The 15,269-nt window shown below is 69.1% G+C and carries 17 protein-coding genes; 12 read left to right on the forward strand and 5 right to left on the reverse strand.

Annotated features, from left to right (window positions below; all coding sequences use genetic code 11):
- Positions 1–11 precede the first annotated feature (11 nt).
- Positions 12–872, forward strand: coding sequence for a hypothetical protein (locus tag AC1DVU_RS04975; RefSeq protein WP_476921312.1), 861 nt, complete (start codon positions 12–14; stop codon positions 870–872).
- A gap of 48 nt (positions 873–920) precedes the next feature.
- Here AC1DVU_RS04975 and AC1DVU_RS04980 read toward each other — a convergent pair whose 3' ends face one another.
- Complete coding sequence (locus AC1DVU_RS04980) at positions 921–1,826, reverse strand: LysR family transcriptional regulator (protein WP_476921313.1); 906 nt, start codon at positions 1,824–1,826, stop codon at positions 921–923.
- 72 nt (positions 1,827–1,898) lie between these two features.
- Between AC1DVU_RS04980 and AC1DVU_RS04985 the strand changes: the two genes are divergently transcribed.
- Complete coding sequence (locus AC1DVU_RS04985) at positions 1,899–2,822, forward strand: EamA family transporter (protein ID WP_476921314.1); 924 nt, start codon at positions 1,899–1,901, stop codon at positions 2,820–2,822.
- Here AC1DVU_RS04985 and AC1DVU_RS04990 read toward each other — a convergent pair.
- Positions 2,761–3,312, reverse strand: coding sequence for a TetR/AcrR family transcriptional regulator (locus tag AC1DVU_RS04990; protein ID WP_476921315.1), 552 nt, complete (start codon positions 3,310–3,312; stop codon positions 2,761–2,763). The genes AC1DVU_RS04985 and AC1DVU_RS04990 overlap by 62 nt on opposite strands.
- Positions 3,313–3,358: 46 nt before the next feature.
- Here AC1DVU_RS04990 and AC1DVU_RS04995 point away from each other — a divergent pair, with 46 nt between their 5' ends.
- From AC1DVU_RS04995 to AC1DVU_RS05005, 3 genes are read left to right on the forward strand one after another with little or no spacing between them, the layout of a single operon-like run.
- Entirely contained in the window at positions 3,359–4,900 is a 1,542-nt protein-coding gene (locus AC1DVU_RS04995; protein ID WP_476921316.1) for a carboxyl transferase domain-containing protein, read from the forward strand.
- 8 nt (positions 4,901–4,908) lie between these two features.
- Positions 4,909–6,762, forward strand: a complete 1,854-nt coding sequence (locus AC1DVU_RS05000; RefSeq protein WP_476921317.1) for an acetyl/propionyl/methylcrotonyl-CoA carboxylase subunit alpha — start codon at positions 4,909–4,911, stop codon at positions 6,760–6,762.
- Positions 6,759–7,679: a hydroxymethylglutaryl-CoA lyase gene (locus tag AC1DVU_RS05005; protein ID WP_476921318.1), complete on the forward strand. Its 921-nt coding sequence runs from the start codon at positions 6,759–6,761 to the stop codon at positions 7,677–7,679. The genes AC1DVU_RS05000 and AC1DVU_RS05005 overlap by 4 nt, the downstream gene beginning before the upstream one ends.
- Here the strand turns inward: AC1DVU_RS05005 and AC1DVU_RS05010 are convergent.
- Both AC1DVU_RS05010 and AC1DVU_RS05015 read right to left on the reverse strand, forming a co-directional pair.
- Positions 7,676–8,053 carry a YunG family protein gene (locus AC1DVU_RS05010; RefSeq protein WP_476921319.1) on the reverse strand — a complete coding sequence of 126 codons (378 nt, stop codon included), beginning with the start codon at positions 8,051–8,053 and terminating at the stop codon, positions 7,676–7,678. The genes AC1DVU_RS05005 and AC1DVU_RS05010 overlap by 4 nt on opposite strands.
- A gap of 54 nt (positions 8,054–8,107) precedes the next feature.
- Positions 8,108–8,782 (reverse strand): EcsC family protein, encoded by a 675-nt coding sequence (locus AC1DVU_RS05015; RefSeq protein ID WP_476921320.1) that lies wholly within the window; start codon positions 8,780–8,782, stop codon positions 8,108–8,110.
- Positions 8,783–8,854: 72 nt separating this feature from the next.
- On the opposite strand from AC1DVU_RS05015, the gene AC1DVU_RS05020 reads away from it, so the two are divergent.
- The 4 genes from AC1DVU_RS05020 (at position 8,855) to AC1DVU_RS05035 (ending at position 12,032) form a co-directional block, all read left to right on the forward strand.
- Positions 8,855–9,817 (forward strand): phosphotransferase, encoded by a 963-nt coding sequence (locus AC1DVU_RS05020; RefSeq protein WP_476921321.1) that lies wholly within the window; start codon positions 8,855–8,857, stop codon positions 9,815–9,817.
- 1 nt (position 9,818) lies between these two features.
- Positions 9,819–10,472 (forward strand): leucyl/phenylalanyl-tRNA--protein transferase, encoded by a 654-nt coding sequence (aat, locus tag AC1DVU_RS05025; RefSeq protein ID WP_476921322.1) that lies wholly within the window; start codon positions 9,819–9,821, stop codon positions 10,470–10,472.
- Between the two features lie 99 nt (positions 10,473–10,571).
- Positions 10,572–10,850, forward strand: a complete 279-nt coding sequence (locus tag AC1DVU_RS05030) for an HU family DNA-binding protein (RefSeq protein WP_056210560.1) — start codon at positions 10,572–10,574, stop codon at positions 10,848–10,850.
- Positions 10,851–10,922: 72 nt separating this feature from the next.
- Positions 10,923–12,032, forward strand: coding sequence for a lysostaphin resistance A-like protein (locus tag AC1DVU_RS05035; RefSeq protein ID WP_476921323.1), 1,110 nt, complete (start codon positions 10,923–10,925; stop codon positions 12,030–12,032).
- A gap of 9 nt (positions 12,033–12,041) precedes the next feature.
- Here the strand turns inward: AC1DVU_RS05035 and AC1DVU_RS05040 are convergent, their stop codons facing one another.
- On the reverse strand, positions 12,042–12,359 hold the full coding sequence (locus tag AC1DVU_RS05040) for a rhodanese-like domain-containing protein (protein ID WP_476921324.1): 318 nt from the start codon (positions 12,357–12,359) through the stop codon (positions 12,042–12,044).
- Positions 12,360–12,525: 166 nt separating this feature from the next.
- On the opposite strand from AC1DVU_RS05040, the gene AC1DVU_RS05045 reads away from it, so the two are divergent.
- From AC1DVU_RS05045 to lpdA, 3 genes are read left to right on the forward strand one after another with little or no spacing between them, the layout of a single operon-like run.
- Positions 12,526–12,921, forward strand: coding sequence for an ATP-binding protein (locus tag AC1DVU_RS05045; RefSeq protein WP_476921325.1), 396 nt, complete (start codon positions 12,526–12,528; stop codon positions 12,919–12,921).
- 33 nt (positions 12,922–12,954) lie between these two features.
- Positions 12,955–13,794, forward strand: coding sequence for a DUF5926 family protein (locus tag AC1DVU_RS05050; RefSeq protein WP_476921326.1), 840 nt, complete (start codon positions 12,955–12,957; stop codon positions 13,792–13,794).
- Between the two features lie 50 nt (positions 13,795–13,844).
- Positions 13,845–15,245, forward strand: coding sequence for a dihydrolipoyl dehydrogenase (gene lpdA, locus AC1DVU_RS05055; protein WP_476921327.1), 1,401 nt, complete (start codon positions 13,845–13,847; stop codon positions 15,243–15,245).
- The last annotated feature ends 24 nt before the right edge of the window (positions 15,246–15,269 follow it).

Below are 15,269 nucleotides of genomic sequence, written 5' to 3' on the forward strand. Positions count from 1 at the left end.
ACGATCGGGGCATGCGTCGCGCGCTCGTCCTGCTCCTCCTGCCGCTGACCGCGTGCGGCGGGAGTGGCGGTGACGATCTGGCCACGGTGCCGAAGGGTGTGACGTTCCAGGTCGAGCAGGCCCGCCAGGACCTGCAGAACCGACACTTCGAGCTCCAGGTGGTCAATCGGAGCGACAAGCCGCTCACGGTCTCGTCGGCGAAGGTGACGTCCGGGCGGCTCGGCAAGGCGTCGCGGTACGTGGGTCCGGCCACGATCTCGCCTGGCGGCACCGTCAACCTGACGATGAACATGGCGCCGGCCAGCTGTCCCACCAAGAAGTCCGGCGCGGGAATCGACGCGAAGGCGCGGGTCACGTACCGGATCGGCGACGGCAAGGAACGCACGTCGGTCGTCAGGCCCAAGGATCACTACGGCAGCGTCGCTCGGTTCATGAAGCGTGATTGCGCGGAGAGCACGATCGGAGGGCTCCGCGTCGATGACACGTTCGCAGTGCGGGGCAAGGGGCGGGACTCGATCCTCGACATCGGGATCACGTTCACGGCCAGGGACAAGGGTGGTCCGGTGCAGGTCGGTCCGGTTGACGGCACGACGCTGCTCAAGCCGGCTCCCGGGACCAACATCGACCGCGAGCTCGTCGCCGGCAGCGGGGCGTACCACGCGGTGCTGAGCATCATCCCCAACCGGTGTGACGTGCACGTGGTCGCGGAGGATCGCACCGGCGCGACGATGCCGCTCCACGTCGACAGCGAGCAGTCCGGCAAGGCGTACTTCTTCCTGCGGTTCAGGGAGCCCCAGAAGAAGCAGATCTTCGATTTCGTCGCGAAGCACTGTGGCTTCGGCGTCGAGCAGGATCCGCTCAACGCCCCCTAGGACTTCCCCTCAGGCGGGAGCCGCGAAGCCTTGCGTCTTGGTCCCGGACTAGGCGACCGGCGGGAGGAGCTCCTCGAGCTGATGCTGGACGTGCAGTCGTGCCGGGTTCTCGCGGCTGGACGCGCGCCACAGCGAGCTGAGCCGGCGCGTCGGCGTGGGGTCGACGACCGGGATGGCGCGGACCCGCGGCGGGAGTGGCGCGCGGCCCAGGCGCGGCACGAGCGCCACTGCGACACCTTGCTCGACCATTGCCTCGTGGGTCGCATATGAGCCGTCGAAGTAGCGGATGTCCGGACGCTCCCCGTGCATCGCGAACATGTGGAGGAGCCAGTCGTGGCAGATCGTCCCGGCGGGCGTCGTGACCCATCGCTCGCCCACGAGGTCCATGGGGGTGACGGAGTCACGAAGGCTCAGTCGGTGGTCCCATGGCAGCAGCACGTCCGCCCGGTCGTCGTGAATCGGCTGCCTCTCGAGCGTGGTCGGCACGTCCAGGGGCATGGTGCTCCAGTCGTGCACGATCGAGAGGTCGGTGCCGCCGCGCTCGACCAGGGTGACGGCTTCGCGAGGGTCGACCTCCGTGACCATGACGTCGAGCTCGGGCGCGGAAGATCGGAGCCGGGCCAGCAGCGGTGCGACAACGCCCCGGGAAGCCGTCGAGAACGAGGCGATGCGGAACGTGCCCCGGAGCTCTTCGGCGCCGCCGACCGCGAGGTTCTCGACCTGCTCGAGATCGGCGAGGAGCAGTGCGCCACGTTGGGCCAGCAACCTCCCCCGCTCGGTCAGGATGACGCTGCGGCCGACGCGTTCGAGCATTGGCGACCCGCTCTGTCGCTCGAGCTTCTTGATCTGCTGGGAGACGGCGGACGGGGTGAAGTCGAGCGCTGCCGCGGCCGTCACGATGCTGCCGTGGTCGCGCACGGCGATCAGCGAACGCAGCGCTCCCAGGTCGATCATGAAGCAACTGTACGCTGTTACGTTCAGAAACCATTGCTGGTGCTTCATCGTTGAGCGGGAGAGACTGGAGCCATGTCCCCCAAGCACAGCATGCTCGCCGTCCTCGTCATGCTGATCTGGGGCGCCAACTTCGTCGTGATCGACGAGGGCCTCGCCGACGTGCCGCCGCTGCTGTTCCTGGCCATGCGCTTCACGTTCGTGGCGCTGCCGCTCGTGTTCTTCGTGCCGCTGCCGCGCGGGGGCTGGCGCAACGTCGTTGCGATCGGCGCGTTCATGAGCCTCGGACAGTTCAGCCTGCTCTACCTCGCACTGCACCTCGGCATGCCCGCCGGCCTGGCCTCGCTCGTCCTCCAGGCGCAGGTGATCTTCACGATTGTCATCGCCGCGGTCGTGCTCAAGGAGCCGCCGACCCGCCGGCAGGTCGCGGGCGCGACGATCGGGACGGCGGGCCTGGGTCTCGTCGTGATCGCGCACGGTGTGTCGGCGCCGGTGGTCCCGCTCATCGTGATGCTCGGTGCGGCCACCTCCTGGGCGATCGGCAATGTCATCGCCCGGCGAGCCGGCATCGCTTCGGGCTTCTCGCTCGTCGTGTGGTCCGCCCTCGTCGTGCCGCTCCCGGCGTTGGGCCTCTCATTGCTGGTCGACGGGGGCGATGAGGTCGGCCGCGCGTTGACCCACCTGTCGGTCACGGCGATCGCCAGCACGGGCTACACCGCGATCGGCGCTTCACTGCTGGGCTACGGCATCTTCAACTCGCTGCTGGCCCGCTATCCCGCGAGCGCCGTCGTCCCGTTCGTGCTGCTGGTCCCGATCGTGGGCATCGCCACGGCATGGATCGTGCAGGACGAGGTGCCGAGTGCGCTCGAGCTGGTCGGCGGTGCCGTCATGCTCGCCGGAGTTGCCGCAGCGACCATCAGCAGGCGGCGCGGGCCGGTTATGCCAGCAGCGCGGCTCGAGCCATCCGAGCCAGTCGGGTCCGCATCGCCGACTCGCTGATGCGGGCACTGTGTGGCGTTGAGTTGAGCAGGCCGAATGTCGCCTGGACCACGGCGCGCGTCTCGGCACCGTCGAGATCGTCACGCAGCCGGCGTACGACATCGACCCACACGTCGATGTAGGCGAGCTGCAACGAGCGCACCTCCTTGCGACCGGTCGCGTCGAGGTTGGTCCACTCGCGTTCCTGGATCACGATGAGTGCGGGATGGCCGAGGGCGAAGTCGATGTGCCAGGCGATGAGGGCCTCAAGGGCCTGCCCGGCATCGGGTGCGGCCTGGCTTCGAGCCCGGCCCTCGGCGAGGAGCTGCTCGCTGATCGCCGTGAGTGACTGCGTGAGGATGTCGTCCTTGCCGGCGAAGTGCTTGTAGAGCGCCGGCCCCGATATCCCGCAGGCGCCACCGATGTCGTGCACCGAGACACCATGGAAGCCGCGCTCGGCGAAGAGGGTGGCGGCAGTGTCGAGGATCTGTTGGCGACGAGGCGTGGTCACGGGTCCAGTGTAGCGGAGGTTGGTTAACGGCTGTTAACCTATGTGCATGCGTGAACTCGTCGAGGAGCTCAGGACCAGGCTCGCCACCGTCCGGCAGGGCGGCAGCGAGGCCTCCCGTGAACGACACGCGGGGCGAGGCAAGCTGCTCCCCCGCGACCGGGTCGACCACCTCCTCGATCCGGGCTCGCCCTTCCTCGAGATCGCACCGCTCGCCGCGTACGAGATGTATGGCGGGGAGGTGCCGAGCGCCGGGATCGTCACCGGCATCGGCCGGGTCAGCGGGCGCGACTGCGTCATCGTCGCCAACGACGCGACGGTCAAGGGCGGAACCTACTATCCGCTCACGGTCAAGAAGCACCTGCGCGCCCAGACCATCGCGGAGCAGAACAACCTGCCCTGCATCTACCTCGTCGACTCCGGCGGCGCGTTCCTGCCGATGCAGGACGAGGTGTTCCCCGACCGCGAGCACTTCGGCCGGATCTTCTACAACCAGGCGCAGATGTCGGCCCGGCAGATCCCACAGATCGCAGCGGTGCTCGGCTCCTGCACGGCCGGCGGAGCGTACGTCCCGGCGATGAGCGACGAGACCGTCATCGTCAAGGAGCAGGGCACGATCTTCCTGGGCGGGCCGCCGCTCGTGAAGGCCGCGACCGGCGAGGTCGTCACGGCCGAGGACCTCGGTGGCGGCGATGTGCACGCCCGGCTGTCCGGCGTCGTCGACCACCTCGCCGATGACGACGAGCACGCGTTGCAGATCGTCCGGTCCATCATCGGCACGCTCGAGCGGCCGACCAGTGCCGAGCCTCCGCACGAGCCGGTCGAGCCGGCAGAGGACCCCGAAGGGCTCTACGACATCGTCCCCGTCGACGGCCGCACGCCGTACGACGTCCGCGATGTCATCCGCCGCATCGTCGACGACTCGCGGCTGCACGAGTTCAAGCCGCTCTACGGCGAGACCCTGGTCTGCGGCTTTGCCCGCATCTGGGGCTATCCCGTGGCGATCATCGCCAACAACGGCATCCTGTTCAGCGAGTCGGCGCTCAAGGGCGCGCACTTCATCGAGCTCGCCAACCAGCGCGGCATCCCGCTCGTCTTCCTGCAGAACATCACCGGCTTCATGGTCGGTCAGGAGTACGAGAACAAGGGCATCGCCAAGGACGGCGCCAAGCTGGTCACCGCGGTCGCGTCGTCGGTCGTGCCGAAGTTCACGGTCGTCATCGGCGGATCGTTCGGCGCCGGCAACTACGGCATGTGCGGCCGGGCGTACGAACCGAGGTTCCTCTGGATGTGGCCCAACGCGCGCATCTCCGTGATGGGCGGCGAGCAGGCCGCGGCGGTGCTGGCGACGGTGCGCCGCGACGGCATCGAGGCCAAGGGCGGTGAGTGGTCGGCCGAGGAGGAGGAGGCGTTCCGCGCGCCGATCCGCGAGCAGTACGACCATCAGGGCTCGCCCTACTACTCCAGCGCCCGGCTGTGGGACGACGGCATCATCGATCCCGTCGACACCCGCCGTGTGCTCGGCATGGGGCTCCAGATCGCCGCAGCCACCCCGACCCCGGCGCCGCAATTCGGCGTCTTCCGTCTATGAGGTCCACCATGATCTTCCACAGCGTGCTCATTGCCAACCGCGGCGAGATCGCCCGGCGCGTCATTCTCGCGTGTCGCGAGGCGGGACTGCGCAGCATCGCGGTCTACTCCGATGCCGACGCGGATGCCCCGTACGTACGCCTCGCCGACGACGCCGTGCACGTCGGACCGACTCCGGCCACCGAGTCATACCTCTCGATCGAGCGCATCATCGCGGCGGCCAAGGAGTCGGGCGCCGAGGCGATCCACCCCGGATATGGGTTCCTGTCGGAGCGGGCCGAGTTCGCCAGGGCGGTCGTGGATGCGGGCCTGGTGTTCATCGGGCCGACCGCCGAGGTCATGGAGGCGATGGGCCGCAAGGACCGTGCCCGGGCGATCGCCGAGCAGGCAGGCGTGCCCGTCACGCCGCAGTTCGACCCCGAGCGGGTGCCGGCGGAGGCCTATCCGGTGCTGGTCAAGGCGGCCGCGGGCGGCGGAGGCAAGGGCATGCGCATCGTGCGCGAGCCGGAGTCCCTGGCGGGTGCGATCGAGGCGGCTCAGCGAGAAGCCGCGGCGGCCTTCGGCGACGACACGCTGCTGGTCGAGAAGTATGTCGAGGCCGGCCGGCATGTCGAGGTGCAGGTCTTCGGTGACACGGCGGGCAACGTCGTCCATCTCTTCGAGCGTGACTGCTCGGTGCAGCGGCGCCACCAGAAGATTGTCGAGGAGGCGCCGGCGTACGGACTCAGCCCGATGCTGCGGTCGACGCTCCACACGTCGGCGGTGGCGTTGTGCCAGGCGGTCGGCTACACCGGGGCGGGCACGGTCGAGTTCCTCGTCGCGGACGGCCAGGCGTACTTCCTGGAGATGAACACCCGCCTGCAAGTCGAGCACCCGGTCACCGAGGTGATCACCGGGGTCGACCTCGTGCAGTGGCAGATCCTCGTCGCGGAGGGCCAGCAGCTCCCGATGACGCAGGCGGAGATCAGCGCGACGGGCCACGCGATGGAGGTTCGCGTCTACGCCGAGGACCCCTATGCCGGCTTCCTCCCGCAGGCGGGGCACGTGCTCGACGCGGCATGGCCGGATCGTGCCCGGGTCGAGACCGATCTGGGCCCCGACCAAGAGGTCTCGACGGCGTACGACCCCATGCTCGGCAAGATCGTCGTCGGCGGCGCTGACCGTGAGGAGGCGCGTCGGCGCATGCTCAACGCACTCGACGACACCGGCATCTTCGGGGTGACGACGAACCTCGGATTCGTACGCCGGCTCGTCGCGAGCGAGGAGTTCGCGGCCGGCGACGTGCACACTGCGTGGCTCGACAGCGAGGCCTCGGTCGAGCTGCTGACGCCGCCGACCCTGTCGCCCGAGGCCGCCCGTGCCGCGGCGCTGCTCTGGGCGAGCTTCACGGTGCCGGACGGTGGGTCGCCGTGGTCGGTCGGCGACGGCTGGCGCGCGGGGGCTGACCGGGCGCCGACCCGCATCGTGCTGGTCGACGATGCCGGCACGCCGTGGGCGTTCGACCTGACCGACGACGACACCGTCCCGGACGGGATGCTGGCGATCGCCGACGACGACGGCCTCACAATCGCGTGGCAGGGACAGAACTGGCGGCTCGAGACCCCGGACCCCATGCGGGAGGGGCACCAGATCGGCGCCTCGACCGACGCCGACATCGTGGCGCCCATGCCCGGCACGGTCCTCCGTGTCGATGTCGCCGAGGGCGAGTCGGTGGCGCTCGGCCAGCAGCTCGGGGTCGTCGAAGCGATGAAGATGGAGCTCGCCCTGCTCGCGCCCTACGACGGCGTCGTGTCCCATGTCGGCGCAGACGCCGGCGACCAGGTGCCGATCAAGCACCTGCTGTTCAGGGTGGACCACGCATGACGCCCGCGGTCGTCCGTGACCCGGCGCTGCCGGAGGCGGTCACGATCTATGAGGTCGGGCCGCGCGACGGGCTGCAGAACGAGTCGGCGATCGTGCCGCTCGCCGACAAGGCGGAGTTCATCACCCGGCTCATCGCGGCTGGGCTGCCGATCGTCGAGGCCACGAGCTTCGTGCACCCGAAATGGGTCCCTCAGCTCGCCGATGCGGCGGAGCTCGTCGCGCAGCTGCCGCTCGACGGACCGACCCCGTTGCCCGTGCTGGTGCCCAACGAGCGTGGGCTCGACCGCGCACTCGAGGCCGGCTGCAGCCACATCGCGATCTTCGGGAGTGCCACCGAGACGTTCGCGCAGAAGAACCTCAACGCGACCCTCGACTCGCAGTTCGCGATGTTCGAGCCGGTCGTCGGCCGGGCTCGCGAGGCGGGGCTGGACGTGCGGGCGTACGTCTCGATGTGCTTCGGCGACCCCTGGGAGGGTGACGTCCCGATCGACCAGGTCGTCACGACCGGGAAGCGGCTGCTGGACCTCGGCGCGACCCAGCTGTCGATCGGCGACACGATCGGGGTCGGCACGGCGGCGCACGTCGGCGCCCTGATCGACGCATTCGGTGACGCCGGCGTCGGCGTCGAGCGGCTGGCGATGCACTTCCACGACACCTACGGGCAGGCGCTCGCGAATGCGCACGCGGCACTGCGCCACGGCATCACGACGTTCGACGCGTCCGCCGGTGGCCTCGGCGGTTGTCCGTACGCCGAGAGCGCCACCGGCAACCTGGCGACCGAGGACCTGGTGTGGATGCTGACGGGACTCGGCATCGAGCACGACGTCGACCTCGACGCACTGGTTCGCACGAGCGTGTGGATGTCGGGGGTGCTCGGCAAGGAGCCGGCCAGTGCCGTCGTGCGGGCGTTGGGCTAGGCCGAGCGGGCGAGACGTGCGGAGACTCGCGCCGACAGCAGCGCGTACTGCTCATCGAGCCGCGTCGGCCCCGTCGGTCGAAGGACGTCGATGCCGCCGACGACGTGCTCGTGCGGTCCGAACTGCTCGAGCGTGATGTCGACCTGCTCGCCGTCGGGCAACCGGTTCCACCAGTGGAAATCGGTCCGCTCGCCGTGCACGAACACCTCACCGGCGACGAGCGAGCCGCCGAAGAAGTCGTGCAGGACCAGCGCCGTCGTGGCGCACTGACCGCGGGCCGGGTTGTCCGGCGACCAGTCGGGGACGTCCTCGGGCGCGCACGTGTCGGGTCCCCACGACTCGCGGAGGGCCAGGATCACGGCTTCGAGCGTCATGCGGACGACGTTAGGCGCGACCTCTGACAGTCCTCACCGGGCAAGCCGACGACGTCAGCTGTGGAGGCGGCGGTCGCGGAGCTCGTCAGCGGCGAACTGGCCGACGTGCCAGGTGGCAAAGGCATCGCCGGACCCGGCGACCGCTCCGCCGAGGAGCGGGATGTGGCGGCCGATCAGTATCACAGCCCGCCGGGCGGACGTACGTGCGACGAGCTCGGCGGTCACCTCGCGCGACAACGTCTCGTCGAGCACGGGGTCGTGCACCGGCGACGTGGCCAGCGCCATCGGAGAGGAGGGCAACCGGTGCCGCTTGACCAGCGCATTGACGGCGTCCCCGCCGAGCATGCAGGCCAGGATGGCGTTGCGGACGCGAGGGTCCTCGAGGTCGTAGCCGCGCAGGTGTGCGATGCCAGCGACGAGGTGGCACTGCACGAGTGTCACTCCGACGACGTTGGCCGGCACTGAAACCGCAAGGGTCGAGAACCCGCCGAGGTTCGTGACGAATCCCTGCAGGCCGGCCAGTTTCGAGTGCATCCGGATCAGGCTGCGGATCGCCAGCTCGACGTCCCCGCCGCTGTCGACCAGCTTGGTATCGGCCGACGCGGCGGCCGAGCGCAGCGGACCGAGGCCGTCGATCGCGTGGTCGAGGACCGTACGGACGTAGCCGGATGCGAGCGAGGGGGCGAGCTTGGCGCCTGCGGTGACAGCGACACTGCGGCGAACTCCCATCCGTCCAGCATAGGCGGGCGTTGCACGGCTGCATCCTCGAGCACTGCCGCCTCCGGGCTCTACTCTGTGGGCATGGCCCGCCCCTTCTCCGAGCGCGTGGTCGGTGACGACTGGCGGCAGGAAGCCGAGTCCTGGATCCGTGACCAGCTCGAGCTGCACGGCGACGAGCTGAGCGGTGCGATCGCGCAGCCGCGCGTACGTCCGTGGTCGACGCAGCTCACGGTCCCGACCGACGGAGGGCTGCTGTGGTTCAAGGCCAACGCCGCAGCGCTGGCCTTCGAGCCGGGCCTCCAGCTGGAGCTGGCACAGCTGGCTCCGGAGGCCGTCGATGAGCCCTATGCGATCGACGCGGGCCGCGGCTGGATGCTGACCAGAGACCGCGGCGCGACGCTTCGCGAGTCGCGGGAGCCGACAGTCGAGGACTGGCAGCAGGTCGTCGTCGAGGTCGCCAGGATCCAGCAGGCTGCAGCGTCACATCGCGACCGGCTGGTGGGGACCGGCTTGCCGGACTACTCGCCGGAGACGGTGCTGACGCGCTTCGACCGGATCGTCGAGATCTTCGCGGCCCACCCGGCCGATCACCCGGCACACGTCGACGCGGACCTCCGGCGACGCTTGGCCGACGCGCGCCCCTCGATCGCTGACGCCATCGAGGTCCTGGGGCACAGCGCGCTGCCGACGACCTGGCAGCACGGTGACGTGCATCCCAACAACGTGTTCGCGCTCGAGGACGGTTCGATGCGTGTCTTCGACTTCGGCGACGGTCAATGGGCTCACGCGGCAGAGGCGCTCTGCGTGCCGTACGGCTGGATCACCTCCTTGGCGTCGATCCCATGGAAGCCCGTCCTCGAGGCGTATGCCGGGGCGTGGCACCTCGAGCCCGGCGAGGTGCAGGACATGCTGACCACGGCTGAGCTGACCCAGGCCGTCAACCGGGCGGCCAGCTGGTCCGCGTTCCTCGACGAGGCGAGCGCCGCCGAGTGGAAGGACTGGGGCGAGGGTCCGATCCGCCATCTCTCCAGAGTCCTTGACTGACATGACCCGTCAGCCCCTGCCTCCGACGCCCTGGGTGTTCGACCCTGCCGAGTGGCCGCCCGATGACTGCGTGGCCGCGGGCGCTGACCTCGAGCCAGGCACGCTGCTCGAGGCATACCGGCGCGGCGCGTTCCCGATGCCGCACGACGGCCGGCTGCTCTGGTGGTCGCCGATGCAGCGCGGGGTGCTCGTGCCGGGCGAGCTGCGCGTCAGCCGATCACTCGCTAGGTCGCGGCGTCGCTTCGCCGTCACGATCGACGAGTCGTTCGAGGAGGTCATTGACGGGTGTGCCGATCGGTCGCGTCCAGGCGCCTGGATCGACTCGGCGATCCGGGAGGCGTACGTCCGAATGCATCGACTGGGCTGGGCACACTCGATCGAGGTGCGTGACGGCGACGGGGAGCTGGTCGGCGGTCTGTACGGACTCAGCGTCGGGCGGCTGTTCGCCGGTGAGTCGATGTTCCACCGGGCCACGGACGCCTCCAAGGTCGCACTCATGGGACTCGCCGAGGTGATGGGCGACGAAGGGCTGATCGACACCCAGTGGCGCACGAATCACCTCGCCTCGCTCGGCGTGACGGAGTGGCCGCGCGAGCGTTATCTGCAGGCAATCATTCCGCTCGTGGACGCCGAACCGCCTGCAATCTGGGACTAACACAACGTCATTGGCCGAGACACGCGTGGGGGCGCGATTGAAACGTCGCCGCGAGTTCATACACTGTCGAACACACCCATTCACTCACAAGGAGCTTTTGTGGCTATCTCACGCAACGACCTCGTCGCTGCCCTCGCTTCGAAGGCCGGCACCAGCAAGGCCGAGGCCGACGCAGTCCTCTCGTCCTTCAGCGAGATCCTGCTCGATTCCGTCAGCAACGGCGAGAAGGTCTCGATCCCCGGCATCCTGTCTGTCGAGCGCGTCCCGCGTGCCGCACGTACGGGCCGCAACCCTTCGACCGGCGAGACGATCGACATCCCCGCCGGCTTCGGCGTCAAGGTGAGCGTCGGCTCGCGCCTCAAGGCCGCCGCCAAGTAGAACCGCACGAATCGCACAGCGCCATCGGGTCTTCCCGGTGGCGCTGTTCCGTTTCTGTGTGAGGATTCGGCCATGTCCACGCGCTATCACCGCCTCGCGCGGGAGACGCCGGCTTACGGGTGGTGGAAGCTTCCGGTCGCCGGCCTCCTGGCGATCGTGATCTACTTCGGCGCGGTCGTTGGCCTCGTCCTGGTGGCGCTGATCCTGTTCGCCGCGGGCGGAGGCGTTGACGAGCTGGACGCCTGGATCAATGCCGCGGGCGAGCTCGACCTGCAGCACCTCGACTTCTTCGTGCTGGACATGCTCGGGCTGGCGGTCATGATCCCGGCCGTCCTGGTCGCGGTCCTCGTGACGGGTCCACGCCCGATCGGCTACCTCTCGTCCGTCGCCGGCCGTCTGCGCTGGCGGTGGCTGGCCCGCACGGCCGTGATCGCGTTCGTGGTCTTCATCGTGACGATCGGCGGGTCGGTGGCGCTGGGCGAGATCACGGACCCGGCAGAGATCAGCGCGCCTGACATCAGCATGCGTGCGCTCGTCGCGATTGGCCTCGTCCTGGTGCTCACGCCGTTCCAGTCCGCTGCTGAGGAGTACGTCTTCCGCGGTTATGTGATGCAGCTCGTGGGCTCGTGGACCCGCTTCGCCATCATCCCGGTCGTCGTCTCGGTCCCGCTGTTCGTCGCGGGTCACACGTACGAGCTCTGGGGTCTGGTCGACGTCGGGATCTTCGGCCTCACCGCGGCCGTGGTGACGATCCGCACCGGCGGGCTCGAGGCCGCGATCGCCGCACACACGGCCAACAACGTCGTGCTGTTCGTGCTCGACGCCCTGGGCATGTTGTCGGCAACCGACGACAGCGGGGCCGGCCCGCTCGACCTCATCCCGACGATCATCTCGAGCGTGGTGTTCCTCGTGTGGGTCGAGTGGGCGGCGCGCAGGCAAGGGCTCGAGCGGACGCGGCCGCCGATCGTGCCGCCACCTCCACCGCCTGCGCCGATGTGGCCGCCGCCCCCGTACGCCTACTGGTGGCCGCCGGTCCAGCCGCCACCGCCGCCGCAGTGGTACATGCCACCGCAACAGGCCTGGCCGCCACCGCAGCGCATACCGACGACACCGGCCGTGCACCCGCGCACGCCCGGCTATCCCGGCGAGCTGCCGCCGGACTGGGACGACCAGCAGCCTTAGGAGACGTGCCTAGCCGACGACCGGCCGCCCGGCCTCCTCCCAGGCGTCCATGCCGCCCTCGAGGTTGACGACGTCGTGCCCCTGCGCATGCAGCCAGGCCGTCACCCGAGCCGAGCGACCGCCAACGTGGCAGACGACGACCGTCCGTGCCGAGGGGTCGAGCTCGCCGACACGTGCCGGCAGCTCGCCCATCGGGATGTGCACTGCACCGTCGATGTGCCCGGCTGCCCACTCGTGGGGCTCGCGCACGTCGAGCACGACGAGATCGGCCGGAATCGCCACGGGAATGCCGTGGATGTCCGTGGTGGGGATGGCGGAATCACTCATGGCTCCATGGTCTCTCGGGGCGTGTGATGCAACACGCATGGGGTCTTGTTGACCCAAGGAGTAGCGATGAACCCCCTCATGTAGTTACTTTGGACTACGTGTGTGTCGCGTTTCGCGCGAGCGGAGACGGCGACGCCGCTCATTTCCTCGGCAGATTGGTGGTGTCATGAAGGCTCATGACTCGATCCGCCTGCCCTTCGCGTTCTCGACGCCGGGCATCGCCCGCACCCGCCTCGCCGCGTTCCTGACGGTCAACCGGGCCTCCAGCGAGGTCATCGACGACGCGTTGATCGTCATCAGCGAGATGATCGCCAACGCGGTCAGCCACGGGGTGCCGACGTCCGACGGCACGATCGAGATCTCGTGGGCCATCAACGGCACGTTGCTCGAGCTCAGCGTCTACGACGCCGGCAAGGGCGGGTCGCTCAAGCCGATCGACTTCGACGAGGACTCCCTCAGCGGGCGCGGCCTGTCGATCATCAACCGGGTCGCCGATCGCTGGTGGGTCGACATGTCCACGGGCACGCGGGTCAACGCCGAGCTCGGCCTCATCCCCCACTGACGTCTTCTCGGCGGGCGCATAGACTCGCCCGTCATGGGCAAGAAGTCGCGACTCAAGAACAAGGCCGCCAAGAAGGAACGCATGCCCTTCGTGGCGCGCACCTTCGAAGGACTCCCCAACGAGGCCGACTGGATCGCCTTGCGCGAGTTCGTCCCCTCGGCGACAGCGACCGTCACGCTCGCCTCGGGTCAGACCGTCAAGGTCTGCTCCCTGCTGCCGGGCAATGGCGCCGGCATCGTCCGTCCCGACGGTGAGATCTGGCTCGGCCTGCAGGTCGCCCACAACTTCGGCGACACCAGTCGCGACCTCGCCTACGTCGTCGAGACCGCGCTCGAGATGGAGCCCAGCCAGCCCGTGCCGATGGCCGAGCCCGGTGTGGGCCCGCGGCTCCAGGACCTGATCGACCCCTCGAGCAGCTTCGACGTCGAGGTGCACCAGGGATTCGACTTCTGGGTCGAGGGCACCGACGACCGTCCAGAGACGGCTGAGCTGCTGGCCGAGGCCAACGAGACCGTCGCGCCGACGGTGAAGCTGAAGTCGGTCGACTCGGCGTACTGGACCGAGATGGGTCCGCAGCGGTTCCTCCGCTGGGTCATGACCGACGACGAGACGCAGCTGCTCGACGCGCTCGCGCGCCTGCGAGTCCGCGGCGAGGAAACGCTGGGCGAGGGCACCAAGCTGATCGGACACTTCCGTGTGCACGGCAGGCTGGTCCCGGTGTGGGAGTTCGAGGCGGACGCCGCGGACCTCGAGAAGCCGGCCCAGGAGTTCCGCGCCCGCCTCGACAAGGCTCTCGCCGACGACAGCCCGCTGACGTCGGAGCAGCGCTCCGCCCGCGGCGCTCTGGTCAGCGGCCAGGTCTCCATCCGCTGAGACCACGGATGCCGGGGAATTCCGGCTTGCCCGGCGCGGTTGAATGAGGCATGACAAGTTCGTATGACGTGGTCGTCCTCGGTGCCGGCCCGGGCGGCTACGTCGCCGCCGTTCGCGCTGCCCAGCTCGGCCTGAGCGTTGCTGTGGTGGAGGAGAAGTACTGGGGCGGGGTGTGCCTCAACGTCGGCTGCATCCCGTCGAAGGCGTTGCTGCGCAACGCCGAGCTCGCGCAGATCTTCACGCACCACGCCGACACGTTCGGCATCCGCGGCGACGTGAGCTTCGACTACGGCGTCGCGTTCGACCGCAGCCGCGAGGTGGCCGATGGCCGGGTCAAGGGCGTCCACTTCCTGATGAAGAAGAACGGCATCACCGAGCTCGACGGCCGGGGCACGTTCACCGGGCCCAACTCGCTCGAGGTGGCGCTGACCGACGGTGGCACGGAGTCGGTTGAGTTCGCCAACGCGATCATCGCCACCGGGTCGACCGTCCGCATGCTGCCCGGCGTGAAGCCGAGCGCCAACGTCGTGACGTACGAGGAGCAGATCCTCGACCGCGACCTGCCTCGCACCATGCTGGTCGTCGGCGCGGGCGCGATCGGCATGGAGTTCGCGTACGTCCTCAAGAGCTACGGCGTCGACGTCACGATCGTGGAGTTCCTCGACCGGGCACTGCCCAACGAGGACGTCGAGGTGTCCAAGGAGATCACCAAGGCCTACCGCAAGCTCGGCATCCCGATCCTGACGTCGACCAAGGTCGAGTACGTGACCGACCACCGCGACGGCGTGACCGTGACCTACACCGGCAAGGATGGCTCGTCGACCACGATCGAGACCGACCGCGTGCTGGTCTCGGTGGGCTTCGCGCCGCGGGTCGAGGGCTTCGGGCTCGAGACGACGGGCGTCGAGCTGACCGAGCGTGGCGCGATCGCGATCGACGAGCGGATGCGCACCAACGTGCCGCACATCTATGCGATCGGCGACGTCACCGCCAAGCTGCAGCTCGCCCATGTGGCCGAGGCGCAGGGCGTCGTCGCCGCGGAGACGATCGGCAACGCCGAGACGCAGGAGCTCGGCGACTACCGGATGATGCCGCGGGCCACGTTCAGCCAGCCGCAGGTCGCCAGCTTCGGGCTGACCGAGCAGCAGGCCCGCGACGAGGGCTACGACGTCAAGGTCGCGAAGTTCCCGTTCACCGCCAATGGCAAGGCGCAAGGACTCGGGGAGCCGGGCGGCTTCATCAAGCTCATCGCCGACGGCGAACATCTCGAGCTGCTGGGTGGCCACCTGATCGGCGCCGATGTCGCCGAGCTGCTGCCGGAGCTGACGCTGGCGCAGAAGTGGGACCTCGGCGCCCTCGAGCTGGCCCGCAACGTGCATACCCACCCGACGCTGAGCGAGGCACTGCAGGAGGGCTTCCACGGCCTCGCCGGCCACATGATCAATCTGTGACGAAGAGGTGGTTGAGGTGCGGAG

This window comes from Aeromicrobium sp. P2_G6, assembly GCF_056403535.1.

What these genes read in the sequence shown, in the direction of transcription:
- AC1DVU_RS04995 (WP_476921316.1), top strand. Translation starts at nt 3,359, where the DNA reads ATGCGTGAACTCGTCGAGGAGCTCAGGACCAGGCTCGCCACCGTCCGG.
- AC1DVU_RS04980 (WP_476921313.1), bottom strand. Translation starts at nt 1,826, where the DNA reads ATGATCGACCTGGGAGCGCTGCGTTCGCTGATCGCCGTGCGCGACCAC.
- AC1DVU_RS05015 (WP_476921320.1), bottom strand. Translation starts at nt 8,782, where the DNA reads ATGGGAGTTCGCCGCAGTGTCGCTGTCACCGCAGGCGCCAAGCTCGCC.
- AC1DVU_RS04985 (WP_476921314.1), top strand. Translation starts at nt 1,899, where the DNA reads ATGTCCCCCAAGCACAGCATGCTCGCCGTCCTCGTCATGCTGATCTGG.
- aat (WP_476921322.1), top strand. Translation starts at nt 9,819, where the DNA reads ATGACCCGTCAGCCCCTGCCTCCGACGCCCTGGGTGTTCGACCCTGCC.
- AC1DVU_RS04975 (WP_476921312.1), top strand. Translation starts at nt 12, where the DNA reads ATGCGTCGCGCGCTCGTCCTGCTCCTCCTGCCGCTGACCGCGTGCGGC.
- AC1DVU_RS05050 (WP_476921326.1), top strand. Translation starts at nt 12,955, where the DNA reads ATGGGCAAGAAGTCGCGACTCAAGAACAAGGCCGCCAAGAAGGAACGC.
- AC1DVU_RS05035 (WP_476921323.1), top strand. Translation starts at nt 10,923, where the DNA reads ATGTCCACGCGCTATCACCGCCTCGCGCGGGAGACGCCGGCTTACGGG.
- AC1DVU_RS05000 (WP_476921317.1), top strand. Translation starts at nt 4,909, where the DNA reads ATGATCTTCCACAGCGTGCTCATTGCCAACCGCGGCGAGATCGCCCGG.
- AC1DVU_RS05040 (WP_476921324.1), bottom strand. Translation starts at nt 12,359, where the DNA reads ATGAGTGATTCCGCCATCCCCACCACGGACATCCACGGCATTCCCGTG.
- AC1DVU_RS05005 (WP_476921318.1), top strand. Translation starts at nt 6,759, where the DNA reads ATGACGCCCGCGGTCGTCCGTGACCCGGCGCTGCCGGAGGCGGTCACG.
- lpdA (WP_476921327.1), top strand. Translation starts at nt 13,845, where the DNA reads ATGACAAGTTCGTATGACGTGGTCGTCCTCGGTGCCGGCCCGGGCGGC.
- AC1DVU_RS05010 (WP_476921319.1), bottom strand. Translation starts at nt 8,053, where the DNA reads ATGACGCTCGAAGCCGTGATCCTGGCCCTCCGCGAGTCGTGGGGACCC.
- AC1DVU_RS05020 (WP_476921321.1), top strand. Translation starts at nt 8,855, where the DNA reads ATGGCCCGCCCCTTCTCCGAGCGCGTGGTCGGTGACGACTGGCGGCAG.
- AC1DVU_RS05045 (WP_476921325.1), top strand. Translation starts at nt 12,526, where the DNA reads ATGAAGGCTCATGACTCGATCCGCCTGCCCTTCGCGTTCTCGACGCCG.